Source organism: Kitasatospora sp. NPDC056651 (assembly GCF_042792155.1).
In the GTDB taxonomy this organism is placed as follows: Bacteria; Actinomycetota; Actinomycetes; order Streptomycetales; family Streptomycetaceae; genus Kitasatospora.
Window position 1 is genome coordinate 1 of record NZ_JBHTWX010000144.1, and the last position, 20,740, is coordinate 20,740.

Below are 20,740 nucleotides of genomic sequence, written 5' to 3' on the forward strand. Positions count from 1 at the left end.
GCCCCCCACCCCCCCGGCGCCCCGGGGGGGCCGGGCGCCCCCCCCCCGGCGCCCCCGGCCGCGGGGTCGTTGTCAGTGGCGCGCGCTACGCTCCCGGCACCCTGAGGAAACGCCCGGGCCCGCTCCTCCGAATTCGCCTACGGGGAGTGGGCCCGGGTGGGGGATCGGCACCGCGCCCTGCGCGGCCGCGGGCACCGGGCGACCATCCGGTCCGGGGTCAGAGCCAGCCGCGCTCGTCGGCGATCCGCAGGGCCTCGGAGCGGTTGCGGGTGCCGGTCTTGGTGATGGCCGAGGAGGAGTAGTTGCGGACCGTCCCCTCGGACAGGTAGAGCTTGGCCGCGATCTCGGCCACCCCGGCGCCCGAGCGGGAGGCGTTCAGGACGTCGCGTTCGCGGGCGGTGAGCGGGGAGGCGCCGGCGGCGAGGGTGGCGGCGGCCAGTTCCGGGTCCACCACCCGCTCCCCCGCCACGACCCGGCGGATCGCGTCGGCCAGCGCCTCGGCCGGGGCGTCCTTGACCACGAAGCCGACCGCGCCCGCCTCCATGGCCCGGCGCAGGTAGCCGGCCCGGCCGAAGGTGGTGAGGATGACGACCCGGCACCACGGCGCCTGCTGGGCCAGCACGGCGGCCGCCGCCAGGCCGTCCAGCCCGGGCATCTCGATGTCGAGCAGGGCGACGTCCGGCCGGTGCTCCAGGGCCGCCCGCGCGACCTGGTCGCCGCGGCCGACGGCGGCGACCACGGCGAAGTCGTCCTCCAGGTCGAGCAGGGTGCACAGCGCGGTGCGGACCAGTTCCTGGTCCTCGGCGAGCAGTAGGCGGATCGTCATGGCGTCCCTTCGCGGCCTTGGTGGCGTTGGTGGCGTTGGTGGCCTTCACGGCCTTCACGGCCTTCACGGCGTTTCACGGCGTTTCACGGCCGGGGTCCGGGCCGCCCGGCGGGACGGTGACCAGCAGCCGCCACCCGCGCGGGTCGAGCGGACCGGCCTCGACCGTACCGCCCGCCGCGGCGACCCGTTCCCGCAGGCCCGTCAGGCCCTTGCCGCCGACGGCGCCGCCGCGGCCGCCCGGGGCTCCCGCGCCACCGGGAAGGCCCGGGGCGGCGCCGGTCCCGTCGTCGCGGATCTCCACCGAGCCGGCGGTGAGCAGCACCGAGCAGCGGTCCGCCCGGGCGTGCCGGACCACGTTGGTGATCCCCTCGCGCACCACCCAGCCGAACAGTTCGCGCTCCCGCGGTGCGACCGCGTCCGCCGCCGTCGGCAGGTCGGCCACCACCCCGGCGGCGCGCAGCAGTTCGCGTCCACGCGCGAGTTCGCCGGCCAGGGTCACCTCGCGGTAGCCGGTGACGGCCGCGCGGACGTCGGACAGCGCCTGACGGGACAGCGTCTCCACGGCCGCCATCTCCGCGACCGCCTGGTCCAGGTCCTTGCCCGCGAGCCGCTGGGCCACCCGGGACTTGACGGTGATGGCGGTGAGCGAGTGCCCCAGCAGGTCGTGCAGGTCCCGGGCGATCCGGTTGCGCTCGGCCTCCGAGGCGAGCCGCGCCACCTCGGCCCGGGCGGTGAACAGGGCCTCGTTGGTGGAGGCGATCTCGGCGAAGGCGCCGCAGGTGAGCGAGGTGAACAGCAGGGCCAGGGCCTGGAAGCCCCCGGGCCCGGTGTGCCAGGGGCGCACCGCCCAGGGCACCACCAGCGCGGCCAGCGCGCCGGCCGCCACCACCCTCACGGCGTGCCGGCGCCACAGGATGGCGACCACGGAGACGACCACAGTGGCGAGGAAGAAGGCGTCCTCGTGGGCGAACGGCAGCGCGGCCACGAACAGGGCCGTCATCGCGGCCACCAGCGGTGCGATCCAGCCCCGCCGGCCGTACCCGAAGGCGAGGGCCAGGAGCACGTAGCAGGCGCAGAAGGCGACGACCACGGCGTATCCGGCGGTCGCGGCCGCCCCGGAGACGGTGCCGCCGACGGCGACGGCTGTCAGCGCCGGAAAGACCATCATCCCGCTCCCCAGCAGGAGGCGCTGCCAGCCCTGCACCCAGGGACGGGCGTGGCCCGGCGCGCTCTCCGGCCCGGGGGACGTGGTCGCGCGGTCCCCGCCCGAGCCCGTGTGTTCGAGGCCCATCACTCCTGCTCCCCCTCCTCAGAGCCTGGCGAACAGGCTACGCAGGTGCCGCCCGTTGATCACGGCGGCCACGCCCAGCAGGGCGAGCCCGCACACGCCCTGCTCGACCTTCATCCACACCGGGAAGGTACCGGGCAGGGCGATGATCGCGACGATGGCGACGAGCATGACGGCCGAGAGGATCCGCAGCCGCCGGAAGGCGCCCCGGGAGCCGCCGGCGGCCCGGACGGTCAGCAGGAGGGTGAGGGCGGCGCTGGCCGCGACGATGGCGCCGCGCACCAGCACCGGCGCGGTGACCACCGAGTGGTGGTCGCGGAGGACGACGGCGCCCGCCAGCGTGGCGACGCTGAGGCCGAGGTAGGCGAGCACGAGCCGCCGTACGGTACGGAAGGCCCGACGGGTGTCGGGGTGTTGCAGGTCGGTGGTGGTCATGGCATCCATGCTGGTCGCCGGGCCGGTGCGCGGGGCAGTGTGTTCACGCACCGGCCCACCGTGACAATTGTCAGTACCCGGTCGGCCCGGCCCGCTCCCCGTCCAGCAGGCACACCATGTGCAGCTTCGCGACGGCCCGCCCGTCGACCACGACGGCCCTCGACTCCCGCCCCCACACCTCGAAGCCGCAGGCGGTGTAGAGCCGCAGGGCCGGCTCGTTGCCCTCCGAGACGGTCAGCAGCACCTGGCGCAGCCGCCCGTCCCGGGCCGCCGTGCGCAGCACCTCCCGCACCAGGGCGCGACCGATCCCCCGGCCGCCGGCACCGCGGGCCACCGCCATGCCGTACACGGTGCCCTTGTGCCGTTCCTGGGTACGCGACGGCACCTTCAGTCCGGCGGTGCCGACCAGCGTGCCGGCGCGGTCGAAGGCGCCGATCAGGGCACCCGGGCCGGACTCGGCCGCCGCCAGCCGGCGCAGCGTCGCGGACGGAGGCTTGGCGGCCTCCTCGGCGTGGCTGGAGGTGAAGGCGCTCGGCGTCGCGCGCAGCGCCTCCAGCCGGAAGGCCCGGTAGGGTTCGGCGTCGGCGACGCCGAGGCGGCGCAGCAGCACGCCGGACCCGGCCGTCGGGGGCTCGGTTCGCTCGGGGTGCTCAGGGCGCTCAGGGCGCTCGGAGTGCTCGGGGCGCTCAACCGAGGCGGACACGGGTGCACCTCGTCACGTACGGCAGGGCGATCTCCTCGCGGCCCGTCAGGTCCGGGTGGGTGGCCAGCAGCTGCTCGACGTCGGCCAGCAGGCGGACCCGCTCCTCCTCCGGCAGGGCGATCACATAGCTCCGCGAGGCGACCATGTCGACGATCCCGGCCCTCGTGGTGAGGTGCTCCCAGCGGATCTCCAGGCGCTCGGGCGCGCCGAACGGTGCCGGGAGGACCGGCCGGGTGTCGATCCGCCGCGGCGACGAACGGTGCATCAGCACCCCCAGTGCGGCCGCCCAGGGCTCGGACTCGTCCCGGACGTTCCACACCAGCGCGAGCGTCCCGCCGGGGGCGAGCACCCGCGCGATCTCCGGCACCGCGACCGCCGGGTCGAACCAGTGCCAGGCCTGCGCCACCACCACCGCGTCCACGCTGCCGTCCGGCAGCGGGATGCGCTCGGCCGAACCGGCCCGGACCGCCGCCTTCGGCACCGCCGCGGCCAGCCGTGCCCGCATCCCCTCGTCGGGCTCCACCGCCACCACGTCCAGCCCGGCCTCGACCAGCAGCGCGGTCGCCTTGCCCGTCCCGGCGCCCAGATCGAGCACCCGCCGGGCCTCCCGGGGCACCGCCGACCCGACCAGCGCCCGCGGATAGCCCGGCCGGCCGTGCTGGTACGCGTCCACCGCCACCCCGAACGACCGTGCCCGCAGCCGCCCCGCCCACCGCCGGGTCGCCCCCTGCCGCGTCATTCCGCAGGCCCGCCCGACCTCCTCCCAGGTCGCCTCCCGCCCGCGCCGCAGCTCCTCCACCAGCTCCGTCCGCCGCTCCTCCAACGCCTCGATCGCCCCCGACAGCCGCCGCAGCCCCTCCAGCCCGCCGCCTCCGGCCACAGCCGCCGCCACCCGCCGACCAAGATCGTCCGTTTCCATGGCCCGGGACTGTACGGACCTGCGACACCGGATGTCAACAGCCGTTGCCTACCTACGCAACACTTGTTGCCTCCGGCGGCTCGCCCGTCACAGCGGACGAAGCGTGAGCGCGAACTGGGGAAGCGCCAGCAGCAGCAGAACGGTCCCGGCCTCGATCCAGCGGTACTTCGCCCGGATGATCGCACTGGTACCGGCCAGCGCGGAGAGCAGCGGGCCCGCCGGATCGTGCGCGGCCCGCTCGAAGGCCCGGCGCAGCCGATCCCGGCCCGTGCCCGGAGCGATGTGCTCGAAGTACCCCGGCCCGGCCGCCGCGCCCCGCCGCCCCTTCCGGTGACGCGGCACCAGTGCGGACGCGAAGCAGCCGACGGCCAGCAGGGCACTCACCACGGCGCTCCACCGCAGCAGCGGAGCCGTCCAGGCCGTCGAGCCGGAACCAGCCCCGCCGTCCAGCGGGATGAAGGTGGCGAGCACCGCGCCGGTGAAGGCCAGGAACACGGCGGCCTTGGTGTCGGCCCGGACGAGTTCCGCGCTGTTGGCCGCCATCAGACGCTCCATCGCCGACACCGAGGACGGGCTGGACGCCGGTATCGGGGCGGCGGACCGGCGGGGCCGTCCGACGACCGGGCGCCGGGGGCTCCTGCCGGCGGAGCGCCCCCGTACCCGGCGTATGCGGGTCATCGCGGCACCCCGTTCGGGACGCCGCCGGACCAGCCGTTGACCTGGGGGTGGAACTTGACGAACTCCGGCCCCGGAGGGTGCGGCGGCTGCGGGGGCTGCTGGGCAGGCCCGGGGACCTGCCGTCCGAGGGAAACCAGCCGGTCGCGCAGGATCATGGACAGCTCCTCCTGCTCCGGCTCCGTCAGTTTGCCCAGCATGAGCGCCATCCGGTCCTGCCAGGTGGTATCGCCACGGAGCAGGTCGGCGTGGTTGACCACCCAGTCCAGGACGTCGCGCACCTCGTCGGGCTTCCGGGCGAGCCAGAGGGCCGCGAGGGCGACCGGGCCGTCCTGTACCCAACGCCGACAGAACTCGTACTCCTCCTTGCTCTTGACGGTCCAGTCGAAGGGCACGTCCATCGCGTCCGGCTCACCGAGCCGCAGTTCGCTACCGCCGTCCCGCCCGGAGACGTCCGTGACGCGGTAGCCGAGGCCGCAGTGGGGCAGCACGTACGGGGCCGCGAGGTAGTGCACCAGCTCCTCGGGGCCCAACCTGGTCCCCGCGACGGCGAACTGCTCCTCAAGCTGGTGCAGGCGCCCGTCGAGGTCCTTGCGGACCGGCACCTCCCCTCGACTGGTCCGGGTCTGCACGACCCGGGCGGCGTCGTGAACCCACCACAGGAAGTGGATCTCCAGCGTTTCCCTGCCGTACGCGGTGCGCAGGCCGATCGCCCGTACGCCCGACCGCTCAGTGAGGTTCACCAGGAACGCCTGGTCGAAGCCGCGCAGTCCCAGCCGCGCGGCGAATCCGCCGCCCTCCCCCATGTCCGCCGGTCCCGGGCGGCCCTTCCCGAGCTGGTGGTAGAGCCCGTGGCGGTCCCCCAGCACCAGGGCCTGGTCACGCCGCCCGGACCAGCGGTGCCAGAGGATCTCCCGCCAGGGGGCGCGGGTGGCCTGGGTGTAGACGGGCGGGTCAGTGTCGAGGGTCATCGTGGCCTCCGGAGGCGGGGGTGGGCTGGAAGGGCTGGGGCTCACCGCGCCGCCAGGCCTCCAGCGCGCGGTGGGCGATGTGGCGTCCGAACAGGTCGGGGTCGTCGCTGCGGTCGATCGCGGTCAGCAACCCGAACACGCCGGGGCGCATCTCCTGGGCGAGGGCGATGAGCAGCGCCTCCACGGGGGCGCGAAGCGGCTCCTCCCAGGCCGCCTGACGGCACCAGTCGAGCACCGTGCGGCCGGCATCGGCGGATCGGCTCGGGTCGTTCAGCGACCGCCGGACGAGTGAGATCACGTGATCGCCGAACTCCCCATCGGGCCCCAGCTGCTGCAGGAACCACGACGGGTCGCGGAGCAGGCCCAGGAAGGTGGTGAAGGCGAGTTCGGTGTCGTGCCCCGGCCGGTCCGCCCACTGCACGAGTTTCCGGAAGACGGCCGCTTGGCTTCCGCCCGCGAAGAGGCTCCCGAGTGACCAGATCACCATCGCGGCGACCGCGTTCTCCTCCCCCTCCTTCCCGCGGAAGCAACGCCGAAGGAGTGAGAGCGAGAACTCCGGCCAGGCCGCGCCGAAGGCACCGCCGCAGGCGCCGGCCGCCGTCCACCGGAGTTGCCAGCCCCCGTTGGAACTCCAGCTGCTGAGGCGGTGCTTCACCTCGCCGACGAGGATCGGGTCCTGGGCCGCGATCCCCAGCGCGTACGCGGCGATGGTCCGGCTCTGCGCGTGTTCGGACTTGGCCAGCATGCGGATGTGGGTCAATGCCCGACGGGCACCGCTCCAACCTGCGGCCATCCCCACCACGCGGCCCATGGGCAAGGCCAGATCCGGCTCAGCGGCAGGGGCTTTGTTGATCCACTCGGTCAGCAGTCCCGACACCTGCCCGTACTGCCGCCACACGTACCTCAACACGGCCTCCGCCTGCCGGTGCCGTTTGAAGCGGATCGGCTCCACCAGGTAGGCGTAGCTCGCGGTCCTCCGCGTTCCACCCGGCGCGCACTCGGCCCGGATCGTCGCCAGCAGTTCGTCCAGCGAGCGACGAAGGACGAACCTCGGGTTCGGTTGGAGCGCCTCGCCGTCCCCGTCCGCCCGTCGCACCGCATCAAGGCGGCCATCGGCCAGTCCCAGCAGGCGCTCGGTCTCGTCCTGGACGATTCGGTGGTCGAGCCCTTCCAGAACACTCGTCACCAGCAGGAACGCCAGGGCGTCCGGGTCCCCGCGAAGCTCTTCCAGGAGGTCGGGAACCTCCGTCCCCGCGAGGAAGCTGAGCCGCTGGCCGAGGTCGGCCGGGTCGGGGCCTTCGTCGCCGGCCCGGCTCACCTCGTCGACGAGTTCGGCGACCTGGGCCGGCATCAACTCGGGTGCCAGCAGCTCGTCCAGATCCGCTTCCAGCCGGGCCAGCAGCGCCCGGCGTCGCCCCGCATCGGGCACCACCGCTTCCAGGCGGGCATCGAAGACCGCACGAGGAGACGGGGGCGTGTAGCGCACCGGACTGAGGTCCAGGTCGCGGGCCATGCCACGGAGCAGGTCCGCGTCGTGCGGCAGCAGGACCACCATGACGGCCTCGGCCTCCTCCAGCCGCTGGCGCAGCTTGGCGACCGCCGCCGGCCCCAGCCGCACCGCCGGCGACAGGCCGTGCACCAGGTACCCGCGCGCCTCGCTGTGGGTGGGCCGCCAGGAGGAGAGGTCCGAGTCGCTGTCCAGCGCGCGCAGGGCCATGCTGTTCCCGCTGCTCTCGAACAGGAGGTTGATGCCCGTGGTGCGGCGCCCGGTACCGGGTTCGCCGACGAGGAAGAGCAAGCGGGTACCGAGCGTCCTCAGGGCCTCGGGGAAGCAGTCCGGTTCCGCGAACCCGGTCCGGGCGGCCAGGACCTCCGAGGTGGAGATGGGGCCGTCCTGGGCCTCCACCCGCTCGCCGCCACCCGGAGCGGCACCGTTGGCACCGTTCTCCACGCGCTGGCCCCCGAACACCGAACCGGTGTTGATGTTGCCGTTCGGCGCGTAGATGAAGGGACGGCCGGCCCGCCAGGCAGCGAACTCCTCTTCCAGGTCATCGAGGTCGAGGTCGGGCTCGGGCGCCCCGGGCGGGCCCTCGATGGCCGGGCGCTCGTCGGGACTCACCGGTGGTGCCCGTTCTTGTCGCCGCTGACGATGTCGCCCACGTTGCCGTTGACCGTCCCGAACTTGACCCCCTCCACGCGGTCACCGCCGTAGGAGTCACCACGCACGTTCGTGACCTGCTGCCCGCCGTGCACCGTGCCGATGTTCATGTTGCTGCCGTCGCCCCGCTGGTTGACCGCCGCCCTCGGCGCGCGGCGCCCCTGCGGCTGCCCGTCCGCCTTCCGCCCGGTCCGCCGCCCCTCCTGCTCCGCCACCACGGTGTCGCCGAGGATCCTCCGGTCGTAAAGGTTCCCGGAGGGTGCGGGCACGTACAGCCACGCCCGCTGGTCGAAGCGCTTGCCCTCGACCGTCGCGGGCACCTCGATGAAGTGGTCGGGGTGGCGCCCGGTGAAGCCGCCGGCCACCGCGTCCTGGTAGCACCGGTCGGACAGGATGGCGGCGACGTGGGTGATGCTCTCGTTGGAGGCGGCCAGCATGGCCTTCACCGGGCGGGAGTCCAGCAGTCGGTGGGTGTCGTTGCGCGGGGTGCCGTTGCCGTCGAACTCCCCGCCGTCGTCCGGGAGCGGGCCGATGTTGAGGCTGACGCGCAGTCGGAGGCGCACCATCCCGACCGAATGGACGTTGAACTCCGTGAGCACCTCCTGGAGGGCGTTCAGCCAGGGGTGGATCAGGAAGGGCATCCACGCCGGGTCGAACCCGAAGACGTACCCGTCGCCGGTGGAGTTGGGGAACCGCTGGTCGTTCCAGACCTCGGCCAGTCCGGCCCGATCGAAGGACCGCTGGAACACCTCCTGCACGGCCTTGCTGATCACGCCGTGTTCGATCGCCGGGTATCCGGTGAAGTCCTTGGCGTCCACGGCGACGATGCCCCGGTACGGCGGGAGGTGGCGGCTGCGGCTGTACGGCAGGGCGCTGGCCTCGGGCATCGGCTGGTCGAACTCCGTCATCTCTGCTCCTCGCGGGTTCCGTGCTGACCTTGCGTCACCCAGCTTCGCGACACCGCGTCGCGCCGTGTGCTCACTCAGTGCGGAAAGTGCGTGACGGAGGTCACATCGAGGAGCGGACGGGCCCGTCAGTCATGGAGCGCCGTGGCCGCCCCGCGGAGGGCGGCGAGGTCGCCGATGGCGATGGACTTGCGGCCGGCCTCGACCCGGTGGGCGGCAAGGGAAGTGAGCGCCGCGGTGACGGTGTTCCGGGAGACCCCGAGGTGCTGGGCCAGTTCGTCCCGGGTCAGGGCGAGGTCGATCCGGCGACCGCGGGCCGGTGCCGCTCCGGTGGAGAGGTCGGCCAGGGCGACCAGGGCGGCCGCCAGTCGCGGCACGACATCGCCGCCGGTCCGGGCCAGGTCCGACTCCCGCAGCCGCCCCATGGCGTAGCGGACCATCACGGGGAACAGCTCGCGCTCGGCGACGAGGCGCAGGAAGACCTCCTTGGTGAGGACGGCGACCGTGCAGTCGGAGATCGCCTGGACGCTCGCCGAGCGGACGCCGTCGTCCAGCACGGCGACTTCCCCGAGCAGTTCACCCGGCCCCCGGAAGGCCAGCAGCCGGACGTCCCCGTTGCGCTCCCGCCGGCTCACCTTGGCCACTCCGGCCAGCAGGGCGAGGACGTGGGTGCCCGGTTCGCCCTGGCGCAGCAGGGTGGCGCCGAGCGGGTGCCGACGTTCGAACGCCTCGGCCAGCAGGCCCGTCCAGGCCGGTTCGCCCATGAGGTGGCGCAGGGTGCGGCCCGGCGGGTCCGGTGCGTGGCGCCCGTGATCGGTCATGCGACGACCCTAGGAGGCCCGGTGCGGGGTGCGGGCTGGAACCGGGGGTTCGGGGGCGGGGTGGCAGGCCCGGGGCGGGTTCTCGTCCGGGTGATTGGCGGACGACGGGTTGACCGGGCTCACCGCGCTAGCACGAACTCGACGGGACGTGGCTGGACTTGGCGCGGAAACCCTTCGCATGAGCGAATCCGGGACGGGACGGCGGCGCGCGGGCGGCGGGGCGAGAAGCCTGGTGGGAGGACGGCGGCCACGGCCGGGTGCGACTGGTGTGCGAGATGTCGGTGTTGTCCGGTCGATTGCGACAAGTCGGTTGCGGGACGATATTTTTGACTTTCGGTCAGGATGTCCTGAACCTGGCTATGCTGCACCACCACGCCTCCGGAGCCGGTCGCCGCCCGTCCCCGTACTGTTCCGATCGTTTGAGGATTGCCGAATGCTTCGAGCTGGATCGTCACCCACCAGACGGCGCCGGACGCCGCTGCTCGGCTGGTTGTTGCCGACTGCGGTGATGGCGGCGGCCGTGGCGGTCGCCGCGATGGTGGTGTCCGCCGGGGCCCGGGCCGAGTTGCTGTGGTGCGGCGCCACGGGCACCGTGCTGGTGGCCGTCGTCGCCGCCGAATCGTCCCGCCGGGGGCGGGCGTTGAGCGAGTCGCGGGACCGGCACACCCGGCAGCTGGAGGACGTGCAGCGCCGCCTGACGGCGCAGGAGGACGAGCTGGACCGGCTCGCCCGGCGCGAGATGCGCAGGATCGTCGCCGGGGCCCGGTACGGGTACTCCTTCGACATCCTGACCGCCCCGTTGGAGAAGAGCGACGCCCCCGTCTCGCCGCGCTTCCGCCGCTCCCTGATCACGGTCGCCGAGGCCGTCGCCAAGGCGGTCGACGACGAGACCAGCCGGCGCGACTCGGCCGAGCGGGCCTTCGTCCACATCACGCGCCGGGTGCAGGCCATCATCCACCGGCAGGCCAAGGACCTGCGGGAGATGGAGGACCGGCACGGCACCGACCCGGCGGTCTTCGACGACCTGCTGCGGCTGGACCACGGCAACGCGCTGGCCGGCCGTATGGCCGACAGCATCGCCGTGCTCTCCGGTGCCCGACCCGGCCGCCAGTGGAACAGGCCGATCGCGCTCTACAGCGTGCTGCGAGGCGGCATGTCCCGGATCCTGGAGTACCAGCGGGTGGACCTGCACCCGGTGGCCCAGATCTCGGTCATCGGCCCGGCCGTCGAACCCCTGATCCACGCCGTCGCCGAACTGCTCGACAACGCCACCCGCTACTCCCCGCCGCAGAGCCACGTGCACCTGAGCGCCTCCGAGGTGCAGACCGGGATCGCCATCGAGATCGAGGACGGCGGCGTCGGTCTGAGCGAGGACGCCCGGTTCCGCGCCGAGCGCTCGATCCGCGAGGCGATGGTCTCCAAGGAGTTCGACGACCTCGCCGAGTCCCCCCGGCTGGGCTTCGCCATCATCGGCCGGCTCTGCCAGGCGTACGGCTTCCAGATCTCGCTGCGCCGTTCCGCGTACGGCGGTGTCCGGGCGGTGCTGGTCGTACCGAAGGCGATGCTCACCACCGCTCCGCCGACCGGCCGGGCGCACGGCATCGGAGGCTTCTCCGGCCCCCGTCCGCTGCCGCCGAACCGCCCCCGGCACGCGGCCCCGAGCCGCCCCTGGGGCGCCAGGACGACCCCGGCCGGTGTCGGGCCGGCCAACGGTTCGACCAATCCGTGGGGGCCCCCGCCCCCCGGCCCGGGCGCCGGAGACGACGAGGTGATCGTGACCGAATGGACCGCCAACGGCCTGCCGCAGCGCCGGCGCAGCCAGCCGTTGGTGTCCCGGACCTACCGCGGCGCGGCGCGGACCGTCGCGCAGCCCGCCGGGCCGCCCGCCCAGGCACCGCGCCCCGCCAAGGAGCGCAAGGAGCCGGGCCTGTGGGTGGAGGCGTTCATGCGGGGCATCAAGGGCACCGGCCCGAACCCCACCGGACCGAACCCCTCCGGACCGGCCCGCGCCGAACACGGCCCGGGCACCCGACGCACCACGGACGCCGGACAGCCGGACGCCGGACAGCCGGACACCGGGCACACCGGCGCCGCACACACGAGTGACGAGACGGCAGGGAAGGGCGAGCAGTGACTCCGCACCGCAGCAACATGGACTGGATCCTCAACGACCTCGCGCACAGCGTCCCGTACGTGCGCCACATCATCGTGCTGTCCGCCGACGGTCTGCGGATCGCCCAGTACGGCACCGACCCGGACGCCGCCGACCGCCTCGCCGCCGCCTGCGCCGGGCTGCAGAGCCTGGCCGGCGCGATCGGCCACGAGTTCCCGCACGGCGACGGCTCGATGCGGCTGGTGGTGATCGAGGTGGACGGCGGCTACTTCTACCTGATGGCGGCCGGCGACCGCGCCTACCTCGCGGTGCTCGCCGACGAGGGCGTGGACGCCGGCCTGGTGAGCCACCAGATGCGCGACCTGGTGGCCCGGATCGGCGAGCACCTGTCCACCCCGCCGCGCAACCCCGAGGCGGTCGCGTGAACCGGCTCCCGGCCCGGCCTGCCGCGACGCGCTCCAGAAGCGGGGCGGCCCATGAACGAGCACAGTGAGGCGGCGGCATGACGGCCGAGAAGGGCGGCTGGGAAGGCCCCGAACCCGACCGGCTGTACGTGATCACCCGGGGCCGCAGCGGCGGCTCCGGACTCGGGGTGGTCGACCTGGTCACCCTGATCGTCTCCCGTGGTGAGCCGACCCCGGCCCACCAGCCGGAGCACGCCGCCATCCTGCGGCTGTGCCGCTCCCCGCTCTCGGTCGCGGAGGTCTCCGCCTATCTGGAGCTGCCGGCCAGCGTGGTCGCCGTGCTGCTGGCGGACCTGCTCGACAACGGGCTGGTCGAGGCCCGTGCCGCCGCCGTGCCCACGGCGGAACTCCCCGAACGCGCCCTGTTGGAGGCGGTGATCCATGGACTTCAGCGGCTCTGACACGGTGGTCGGTCCGGCCCGCGCCGACCTGCTGCCGGACACCGTCAGCACAGCGGTCAAGGTGGTGGTCGTGGGCGGATTCGGCGTCGGCAAGACGACGCTGGTCAGCTCCGTGAGCGAGATCCGCCCGCTGACCACGGAGGAGACCATGACCCAGGCCGGGGTCGGCGTGGACGACCCGACCGGGGTCGAGCACAAGACCTCCACCACCGTGGCCATGGACTTCGGCCGGATCAGCATCAGCGACCGGCTCGTGCTGTACATCTTCGGCACCCCCGGCCAGGAGCGGTTCTGGTTCCTCTGGAACGGCCTGTTCGAGGGCGCCCTGGGCGCGGTGGTGCTGGTGGACACCCGCAGGCTGGAGGTCAGTTTCGAGGTGATCGGCCGGCTGGAGGAGCGCGGCGTGCCCTTCGTGGTGGCCGTCAACGGCTTCCCGGAGGCTCCGTCCGTCCCGTTCGACGAACTGCGCGGCGCGCTCGACTTGCCGGCCGAGGTGCCGATCGTCACCTGCGACGCGCGCAGCCGGGAGTCCAGCCGGGACACCCTGATGACCCTGATGCACTACCTGTACGAGCTGGCCGTTCCCCCCACCGGCCGATCCGACGGACCGTCCGCCCGACGCCCGTGACCGAACCACCCCCGCGACCGAACCACCCCCGCGACCGGAGACTCCGTGACCACCCCGTTCCCCGAACCCGCCGACCTGGCACCCGCTCCCGCGCCGCCGCCCGGCTGCCCGGCCCACGCGGGCGGCCGCATCGCCCCGACCGGCCCCGGCGGGCTGCGCCGCCTGTACGGGCCGGAGGCCGAGGCCGACCCCGTGCTCCTGTACGACAGGTTGCGCGCCGAACACGGCGACGTCGCCCCGGTGCTGCTGCACGGGGACCACCGCGCCTGGCTGGTGCTCGGCCACGGCGCCAACATCGCCGCGATGCGCACCCCCTCGCTGTTCTCCCGGGACTCCCGCCTGTGGAACGCCTTCCGCAACCAGGAGGTCCCGGCGGACTCCCCGCTGCTGCCGGTCATCGCCTGGCAGCCGATCTGCGTGTTCGCGGACGGCGAGGAGCACCGCCGGCTGCGCGGCGCGCTGGTGGACGGCCTGAACGGCTTCGACCAGCGCGGTATCCGCCGCCACGTCCGCCGCTTCACCACCGACCTGGTCCAGGTGGTCGGACCGACCGGCGAGGCCGAGCTGATCTCCCAGTTCGCCGAGCACCTGCCGATGCTGGTGATGACCAAGCTGATCGGCGTTCCGGACGAGTTCGGTCCGCAACTGGTGGTCGCCGCACGGGACCTGATGAAGGGCACCGCGACGGCCATCGCCAGCAACGACTACGTGGTCACCAGTCTGCGCCGGACCGTCGCCGTCAAGCGCGAGCAGCCCGGGGACGACCTGACCACCCGACTGCTGGCGCACCCGGCCGGGCTGACCGAGGACGAGGTGCTGGAGCACCTGCGGGTGGTGCTGCTGGCCGCGAACGAGACCACCGTCAACCTGATCGCCGACTCGCTGAAGATGGTGCTCACCGACCCGCGGTTCCGCGCCCACGTCTCCGGGGGGCAGATGACCCTGGGCGAGGCGCTGGACCAGGTGCTCTGGGACGCCCCGCCGATGTCCCTGGTGGCCGGCCGCTGGGCGACCGCCGACACCGAGCTGGGCGGTCAACGGATCGCGGCCGGGGACATGCTGCTGCTCGGGCTGGCGGCGGGCAACGTCGACCCGGTGGTCCGGCCCGACCTCGCCGCCCCGCTGCACGGCAACCGCTCCCACCTGTCCTTCGGCGCCGGGCCGCACGAGTGCCCGGGCCAGGACATCGGGCGGCACGTCGCCGAGGCCGGGATCGACATCCTGCTCACCCTGCTGCCGGACGTCCGGCTCGCGGTGCCGGAGGAGGAGCTGACCTGGAGCTCGGCCTGGATCTCCCGGCACCTGACCGCGCTGCCGGTGGAGTTCACCCCGCGCGACATCGAGCCGGACCCGGCCTCGGTGGCGGAGGCCGAGGCGGAACTCGCCGAGGCCGAGCGGGCGGAACGGGCCGAGCGGGCGGAGGCCGCGGCAGCCCGGTCCGGCGAGGGCTCCGGGGGCGCCGGGAGCACCGGGAGCGGCGAGACCGTCGGCGGCCCTGCGGCGCCGGAACAGGCGGCCCCGACCGTCCCGGCGCCACGACGCGGCTGGTGGGACGTGCTGACCGGCCTGTTCCGGCGCTGAGCGGCCGCGCCGATCGGCTGCGGGTCAGCCGTCGGTCAGCCGTCGGTCACCCGTCGGTCAGCCGTCGGTGCGGCGCCGGTACAGGGTGAAGGTGTCCACCGGGGTGAGGTCGCCGTGCGGCCCGTCGAAGGTGTAGTAGGTGACCTTCATGGTGGTGGTGCCGCCGCGCCGGGTGCCCGGGTCGACGTCGAAGGCCGCGAAGCCGTGGGTGTGGGTGCGGTCCTGGACGGCGGCCCAGGGCGCGTCCTCGGTGACCCAGATCGACTCCCGGTAGGGCATCCCCGGCTGCTGCTGCTCCAGCCCGACGACCACCCGTCCCTTGGGCTGCTCGAAGAGGTCGTCCTGGGTGGTGGCGGCGTTGCCGCCGGCCCCGATGATCATGTGGACGGTGCCCCGCCCGGTGTCGACCAGGTCGGTGCGGGTCTCGCTCGGCACCGGGGTGCGGGTGTCGTTGGGCAGGGTGCCGCGGACGGGGTGGGAGCGCTCGTAGTAGTGCTCGTGGCCGCAGACCACCAGGTCGACCCCGTAGGCGTCGAACAGCGGGCCCCAGGCCTCCCGGAGGCCGAGGTCGCTGCCGGAGCCGCTCACCGAGCTGGAGATCATCGGGTGGTGCATGCAGACCACGATCCAGTCGATCGCCCGGTCGCCCCGGGCTGCCCGCAACTCCCTTTCCAGCCAGCGTCGTTGGGCGCCGCCGGAATAGCCGCGCAGGTAGATGTCGCCGGAGTTCTGGATGGCTTCGTCGTCGTTGGCCAGGCTGATGAAGCGCACCGAGCCAACGGTGAAGGCGTACCACATGCCGCGGGTCTCCTGGTCGGCGGAGGCCGAGGAGTCGGGCAGGGAGAAGTAGGCCTGGTAGCCGAGCGCGCCGATCGGGCCGTTGCCGCCCTCGCCCTCGTGGTTGCCGACGCAGGGCATCCAGGGCCGCAGCCGGGTGGAGCGGCTGTTGCCGATGAACCAGTCGGCCCAGGTCGCGGTGCGGCTCATGCCGTGACGGCCGGAGTAGGAGGAGTAGCAGAGGTCGCCGTTGACGAGGTTGAACAGCGGCCCGACGCGTTCGACGGCCGCGACGATGTCGGCGGCGGCCGCGGAGCCGACCTGGGTGCTGGTGTACACCGGGAACCGGCCGAGCGGCGAGGGCACGCCGTCGGGGAACTGGACCTTGCGGCGGAGGTTGGGCGTGCCCTGGTCGCCGAAGCTGGTGAAGGTGAAGGGCGCGCGGCCGCGCGGGGCGGTGGTGAAGGTGCCGGTCTCGGGAGTGGCGCCGTCGTGGCCGGCGCCGTACAGGTAGGTGGTGCCGGGCCGAAGGCCGGAGAGCCGGGCGTGGTGGACGTACACCTCCACCTTGTCGATCGAGTCCCGGTAGGTGCGGGTCTCGGCGTCGACGACCCGGCCGAGGCCGCCGTCCGGCGTGCCGTAGCGCACCTGCGGGCGGCGGACGGTCTGCGGGGTGAGCCAGGAGACGGTCATCTCGGTGCCGGCGTCGGTGCCGAACTGGAGGTGCAGTCCGATGACGCCGGCCGTTCCGGTGCGGTGCGGGGTGGTCTGGAGCAGTGGACCGGTCGGGGCGTCGCCGGCCGGTCGGGCGGCCGCGGGTTGCGCGGCCGCCGCCGAACCCGCGGCCACCAGGGCGGCTCCGGCCGCCGAGGTGCCCTTGAGGACGGACCTGCGTGGGATGGTCATGGAACCTCCGCCTGTCGAGTGAGGGGTTCGACGGCCAGTCACTCTAGTGACATGAACATCTAAAGACGATCCCTTTCACAGGCTGCGATCCCGGGCACGCCGGAGGCCTACGGCTTGCGGCCGACGCCCCCGTACAGTCCGATCTCGCCCGAGGCCGCGGCCCCGGCGGTCTCCGGGTGCCAGTGGTTGATCAGGACGATGCCCGGATCGTCCAGCTCCAGCCCCGTGAAGAAGCGTTCGACGCGCTCACGGGAGCGGAAGTGGAGCGTGATCCCGGCCTCCGCGTAGCGGCGGACGGCGGCCTCGGCGTGCTCCGGCAGGGCGTCGGCCGTCCCGGCGGACAGCGCGAGGAAGCTGCCGGCGGGCAGGGCGTCCAGCAGCTTGCGCACCGGCGGGTGCGCGGCCTCGTCGTCGAGGAAGTGGACGATGTTGACGAGGGTCAGGGCCACCGGCTGGGTGAGGTCCAGGGTGGCGACCACCCCCGGGTCGTCGAGGAACCGCTCCGGCTCGCGCAGGTCGCCCTGGACGTAGGCGGTACGGCCCTCGGGGGTGCTGGTGAGCAGCGCGCGCGAGTGGGCGAGCACGATCGGGTCGTTGTCGACGTAGACCACCCGGCAGGCCGGGTCGACGCCCTGGACGATCTCGTGCAGGTTGGGCGCGGTGGGGATGCCGGTGCCGACGTCCAGGAACTGGCGGACGCCGTGCACCTCGGCGAGCCGGCGGACCATCCGGTGCATCACGGCGCGGGCGGCGGTGACGTCCGGGCGCACGCCGGGCAGGTCGGCGATCAGGCGGTCGCCGACCTCGCGGTCGGCCGGGAAGTTGGTCTTGCCGCCGAGGAGGTAGTCGTAGACCCGGGCGGAGTGCGCCCGGTCGGTGTGCAGGTCCACCGGCGGCCGTTCCTCGAAGCCTGGATCGGTCAGCCAGCTGTCCGAGACGCCGCCGAACGGCGCGCTGTCCTCCGGAGTGTCGGTGTCCGGTGTGTCCGTGCCCGATGCGTCGGTCTCCACGCTCGTCCTCCCCAGTTCGGCGTTGGTCCGGACCACCTAACCACAGTGGATGATCGTCCGTCAGGCGGATCCCGCTGTCCGGTGAACCCGTCCTTCCGCATCCCGGACGGCCGCCGCGAAGGAGGGCACCCTCATCGCCGTCAGCAGCGCGAGGACCGGACCGGCCGTGCAGACGGTGACGTACGCGGGGATCACGCCCAGCAGGTGCCGGTCGCCGAGCCACTCGGCGAGCAGCGGGAAGGTACCGCCGAACGCGGCGATGGTGGCCGCGTTGACCACACCGAGGCCGACCGCCCGCACCTCGGTCGGGAACAGCAGCCCGGTGAAGACGTTGAGGGTGCCGAGCACCGTCGCCACCAGCATCCCCAGCAGCACGGCGACGGCCTGGAACGGCAGCCAGCCCTGGCGCAGTCCGGCGAGCAGGATGCCGACCAGCGGGACCGGCAGCCCGAAGCCGATCCGGGCGACCGGCAGCAGGCCGAAGCGGTCGGCGGCGGCGCCGGTGAGCAGCATGGTGACCAGCACCACGCCGAGCACCACGGTCATGAAGGAGGCCGCCTCCTCCTTGCCGATCACGTGGTAGGCGGCGGCGTACTGCGGCAGGTAGACCAGCGCGAAGTAGTAGCCGACCGTACCGCCGAGGGTGTTGAGGAAGACGGTGAGCACCGCCCAGCGGTGCTCGCGCAGGGTCCGCAGGAACGGCGGGCGGGCGGTGTGCCGGGCGCGCTCGCGGGCCCGGTGGAACTCCTCGCTCTCCGGCGCCCGCCGCCGCACCCAGACCGCGGCCAGTCCGAGCAGTGCGGCGACCACGAAGCCCCAGCGCCAACCACCGTTCTCCAGCCCGGACTTGCCGATGGTGTGGATCAGCAGGGTGAGCACTCCGAAGGAGAGCAGCGAGCCGAGGATGATCCCGCCGTAGGAGACCGAGCTGAACGCGAAGCGGTGGCGCGGCGGGGCCGTCTCGGTGACGTACGCGGCCACGCTCGGCGCCTCCCCGCCGAAGGCGAGGCCCTGCACCACCCGGGCGACCACGGCCAGCACCGCCGCCCAGACCCCGATGCTCCGCTGGCCCGGGATGGCGGCGATCCCGAGGCTCGCGACGGCGATCACGGCCATGCCGAGGCTCAGCGCGAAGCGCCGTCCGCGGGTGTCGCTGAGCCTGCCGATCAGGTACGAGCCGACCGGCCGGGCGACGAAGCCCACCGCGAAGGTGACGTAGGCGCCGAGCACGCCGCTGACGCCGTGCTTGCCGTGCCCGAAGAGGTCCGCCGCGAAGTAGGGCGCGAGGACGGCGTAGATGTTCCAGTCGAAGGACTCGACCACCGATCCGACCGTCGCCGCGGCCAACTCCCGCCGCCGGCCGCCGACTTCAGCCCGCTCACGGAGCGGGGCCACCGCACTGCTCTCTGTCATGGCCTCAGCATGGCACCGTTGCGCCCGCCGCGGAATCACACCTCGCGGCCGGGCGCGACCGCACCGCCCGGCCCGTTCGCAGAGCATTCTGAGAATCCCATGTGACCGGTGTGACAGTGAGGTGATATTCCTGTGCCGTGCATTCCATGACCACACGGAACCAGCGGCGCGCCCTGCCCGCCGCCGTCGCAGCCCTCGCCACCGCCGCCCTGCTGGCCGGCTGCACCAGCGGGGGCGGCACCACAGCCGCACCCGCGAGCACCACCGCCGCCACCCCGAGCGCCGCCCCGAGCGCCGCCCCGACACCGACGGCCACGCCCACCGGCGCCAACGACCCGGCGCTCAAGGCCTTCTACGGCCAGCAGCTCTCCTGGGGCCCCTGCCAGAAGGACCCGCAGAACAAGGAGGACACCTCGGCCCTCCAGTGCGCGGCCCTCAAGGTCCCGCTCGACTACGCCGCGCCGAGCGCCGGCACCCTGGACGTCGCCGTGGTCCGCAACCCGGCCACCAAGGCCGACCAGCGGATCGGCTCGCTGCTGCTGAACCCCGGCGGCCCCGGCGGCTCCGGCGTCCAGATGGTCTCCTTCGCCCCCCAACGCTTCGACGGCCCCCTGCACGACCGCTACGACATCGTGGGCTTCGACCCGCGCGGCACCGACGGCACCAGTCCGCTCAACTGCCTGGACGACCGGACCCGGGACGACTGGCTGAACACCGACCAGCCCGGCGCCGACCACGGCAAGCAGCTGGCCGATGCCTGCCAGGCCAAGTACGCGCAGCTCCTGCCGTTCGTCAGCACCCGCAACAGCGCCCGGGACATGGACGTGCTGCGCGCCGCCCTCGGCGACCAGAAGCTCAGCTACCTCGGCATGTCCTACGGCACCTATCTCGGCTCGCTCTACGCCGAGGAGTTCCCGGACCGCGTCGGCCGGCTCGTCCTGGACGGCGCCACCTCTGCCTCCACCCCGCTGGTCCAGCACAACATCGAGCAGGAGGCCGGCTTCGAGCGGGCCCTGAAGGCCTTCGCCGCCGACTGCGCCGCCAAGGACCCGTGCCCGCTCGGCAAGGACCCCGAGCAGGCACCGCAGAAGCTCGCCGCGTTCCTCGACGGGCTCAAGGACAAGCCGCTCAAGACCGAGAAGGGCCGCACCCTGACCTCCACCGCGGCCTGGACCGGTGTGATCAGCCGGCTCTACGGCGGCGAGAAGGCCTGGACCGGCCTGCGCAACGCCATCGGCTGGGCCATGGTGCGCGGCAAGGGCGACGACCTGCTCGCCCTCGCCGACGGCATGAACGGTCGCGACAAGGACGGCCACTACGGCCCCTCGGTGGATGCCTACACCGCGATCCACTGCGCCGACGGCGCCACCGACGCCCCGGCCGGCGACCAGCTCCAGGCCGCCCTGACCGACCTCGCCGCCAAGGCCCCGCTGGTCAGCAAGCACGACCCGACGGCCGCGCTGTTCGACCCGGACTGCCGGATCTGGCCGGTCGGCGCCACCGAGAAGCCGCACGTGATCAAGTCCGCCGCCGCCACCCCGATCGTGGTCGTCGGCTCCACCGGCGACCCGGCCACCCCGTACGCCTGGGCCGAGAAGCTCACCGCCGAGCTCGGCAACGCCGTCCTGCTCACCCGCGACGGCGAGGGCCACACCGGGTACGGCGCGAGCAAGTGCATCCGCGCCTCGGTGGACGCCTTCCTGCTGGACGGGACCGTCCCGGCCGCGGGCGTCCACTGCCCGACGG

Annotated in this window: 19 protein-coding genes; 6 read left to right on the forward strand and 13 right to left on the reverse strand. The window is 73.5% G+C overall.

The genetic code is table 11. The features are described 5' to 3' along the window. Positions 1-217: 217 nt before the first annotated feature. The 10 genes from ACFRAR_RS35275 to ACFRAR_RS35320 form a co-directional block, all read right to left on the reverse strand. Positions 218-826, reverse strand: a complete 609-nt coding sequence (locus ACFRAR_RS35275) for a response regulator (RefSeq protein ID WP_380703875.1) — start codon at positions 824-826, stop codon at positions 218-220. Positions 827-899: 73 nt separating this feature from the next. Continuing rightward, a complete protein-coding gene (locus ACFRAR_RS35280) occupies positions 900-2,117 on the reverse strand; it encodes a sensor histidine kinase (protein ID WP_380703877.1) in 1,218 nt (405 codons plus the stop codon). Between the two features lie 18 nt (positions 2,118-2,135). After that, on the reverse strand, positions 2,136-2,549 hold the full coding sequence (locus ACFRAR_RS35285) for a hypothetical protein (protein WP_380703879.1): 414 nt from the start codon (positions 2,547-2,549) through the stop codon (positions 2,136-2,138). Positions 2,550-2,619: 70 nt separating this feature from the next. Further along, positions 2,620-3,252, reverse strand: a complete 633-nt coding sequence (locus tag ACFRAR_RS35290; RefSeq protein WP_380703881.1) for a GNAT family N-acetyltransferase — start codon at positions 3,250-3,252, stop codon at positions 2,620-2,622. After that, positions 3,236-4,171 (reverse strand): class I SAM-dependent methyltransferase, encoded by a 936-nt coding sequence (locus tag ACFRAR_RS35295; RefSeq protein WP_380703883.1) that lies wholly within the window; start codon positions 4,169-4,171, stop codon positions 3,236-3,238. Before ACFRAR_RS35295 ends, ACFRAR_RS35290 begins: the two co-directional genes overlap by 17 nt. 87 nt (positions 4,172-4,258) lie before the next feature. After that, a complete protein-coding gene (locus ACFRAR_RS35300) occupies positions 4,259-4,714 on the reverse strand; it encodes a Pycsar system effector family protein (protein ID WP_380703885.1) in 456 nt (151 codons plus the stop codon). Between the two features lie 131 nt (positions 4,715-4,845). Next, complete coding sequence (locus ACFRAR_RS35305; protein ID WP_380703887.1) at positions 4,846-5,817, reverse strand: hypothetical protein; 972 nt, start codon at positions 5,815-5,817, stop codon at positions 4,846-4,848. Beyond that, positions 5,801-7,936: a hypothetical protein gene (locus tag ACFRAR_RS35310; protein ID WP_380703891.1), complete on the reverse strand. Its 2,136-nt coding sequence runs from the start codon at positions 7,934-7,936 to the stop codon at positions 5,801-5,803. The genes ACFRAR_RS35305 and ACFRAR_RS35310 overlap by 17 nt, the downstream gene beginning before the upstream one ends. Next, a complete protein-coding gene (locus tag ACFRAR_RS35315; protein ID WP_380703893.1) occupies positions 7,933-8,883 on the reverse strand; it encodes a hypothetical protein in 951 nt (316 codons plus the stop codon). Before ACFRAR_RS35315 ends, ACFRAR_RS35310 begins: the two co-directional genes overlap by 4 nt. Positions 8,884-9,008: 125 nt before the next feature. Continuing rightward, positions 9,009-9,701 (reverse strand): Crp/Fnr family transcriptional regulator, encoded by a 693-nt coding sequence (locus ACFRAR_RS35320; protein ID WP_380703895.1) that lies wholly within the window; start codon positions 9,699-9,701, stop codon positions 9,009-9,011. 433 nt (positions 9,702-10,134) lie between these two features. On the opposite strand from ACFRAR_RS35320, the gene ACFRAR_RS35325 reads away from it, so the two are divergent. The 5 genes from ACFRAR_RS35325 (at position 10,135) to ACFRAR_RS35345 (ending at position 14,888) form a co-directional block, all read left to right on the forward strand. Next, entirely contained in the window at positions 10,135-11,835 is a 1,701-nt protein-coding gene (locus ACFRAR_RS35325) for a sensor histidine kinase (RefSeq protein WP_380703897.1), read from the forward strand. 17 nt (positions 11,836-11,852) lie between these two features. Continuing rightward, a complete protein-coding gene (locus ACFRAR_RS35330; RefSeq protein ID WP_380703911.1) occupies positions 11,853-12,239 on the forward strand; it encodes a roadblock/LC7 domain-containing protein in 387 nt (128 codons plus the stop codon). A gap of 77 nt (positions 12,240-12,316) precedes the next feature. Beyond that, on the forward strand, positions 12,317-12,679 hold the full coding sequence (locus ACFRAR_RS35335; RefSeq protein WP_380703899.1) for a DUF742 domain-containing protein: 363 nt from the start codon (positions 12,317-12,319) through the stop codon (positions 12,677-12,679). Then, positions 12,660-13,307 carry an ATP/GTP-binding protein gene (locus ACFRAR_RS35340; RefSeq protein ID WP_380703901.1) on the forward strand — a complete coding sequence of 216 codons (648 nt, stop codon included), beginning with the start codon at positions 12,660-12,662 and terminating at the stop codon, positions 13,305-13,307. The genes ACFRAR_RS35335 and ACFRAR_RS35340 overlap by 20 nt, the downstream gene beginning before the upstream one ends. A 45-nt stretch (positions 13,308-13,352) precedes the next feature. Beyond that, positions 13,353-14,888 (forward strand): cytochrome P450, encoded by a 1,536-nt coding sequence (locus ACFRAR_RS35345; protein WP_380703903.1) that lies wholly within the window; start codon positions 13,353-13,355, stop codon positions 14,886-14,888. A gap of 57 nt (positions 14,889-14,945) precedes the next feature. Here ACFRAR_RS35345 and ACFRAR_RS35350 read toward each other — a convergent pair whose 3' ends face one another. From ACFRAR_RS35350 to ACFRAR_RS35360, 3 genes are all read right to left on the reverse strand, one after another. Then, positions 14,946-16,571, reverse strand: a complete 1,626-nt coding sequence (locus ACFRAR_RS35350) for a purple acid phosphatase family protein (protein WP_380703905.1) — start codon at positions 16,569-16,571, stop codon at positions 14,946-14,948. 107 nt (positions 16,572-16,678) lie between these two features. Further along, positions 16,679-17,494: an SAM-dependent methyltransferase gene (locus ACFRAR_RS35355; protein ID WP_380703913.1), complete on the reverse strand. Its 816-nt coding sequence runs from the start codon at positions 17,492-17,494 to the stop codon at positions 16,679-16,681. Positions 17,495-17,641: 147 nt separating this feature from the next. Beyond that, the gene (locus ACFRAR_RS35360; RefSeq protein ID WP_380703907.1) at positions 17,642-18,994 is read right to left on the reverse strand and encodes an MFS transporter; all 1,353 of its coding nucleotides are present in this window, start codon (positions 18,992-18,994) and stop codon (positions 17,642-17,644) included. A gap of 146 nt (positions 18,995-19,140) precedes the next feature. Here ACFRAR_RS35360 and ACFRAR_RS35365 point away from each other — a divergent pair. Further along, the coding region (locus ACFRAR_RS35365; protein WP_380703909.1) for an alpha/beta hydrolase at positions 19,141-20,740 on the forward strand (1,600 nt) is incomplete at its 3' end.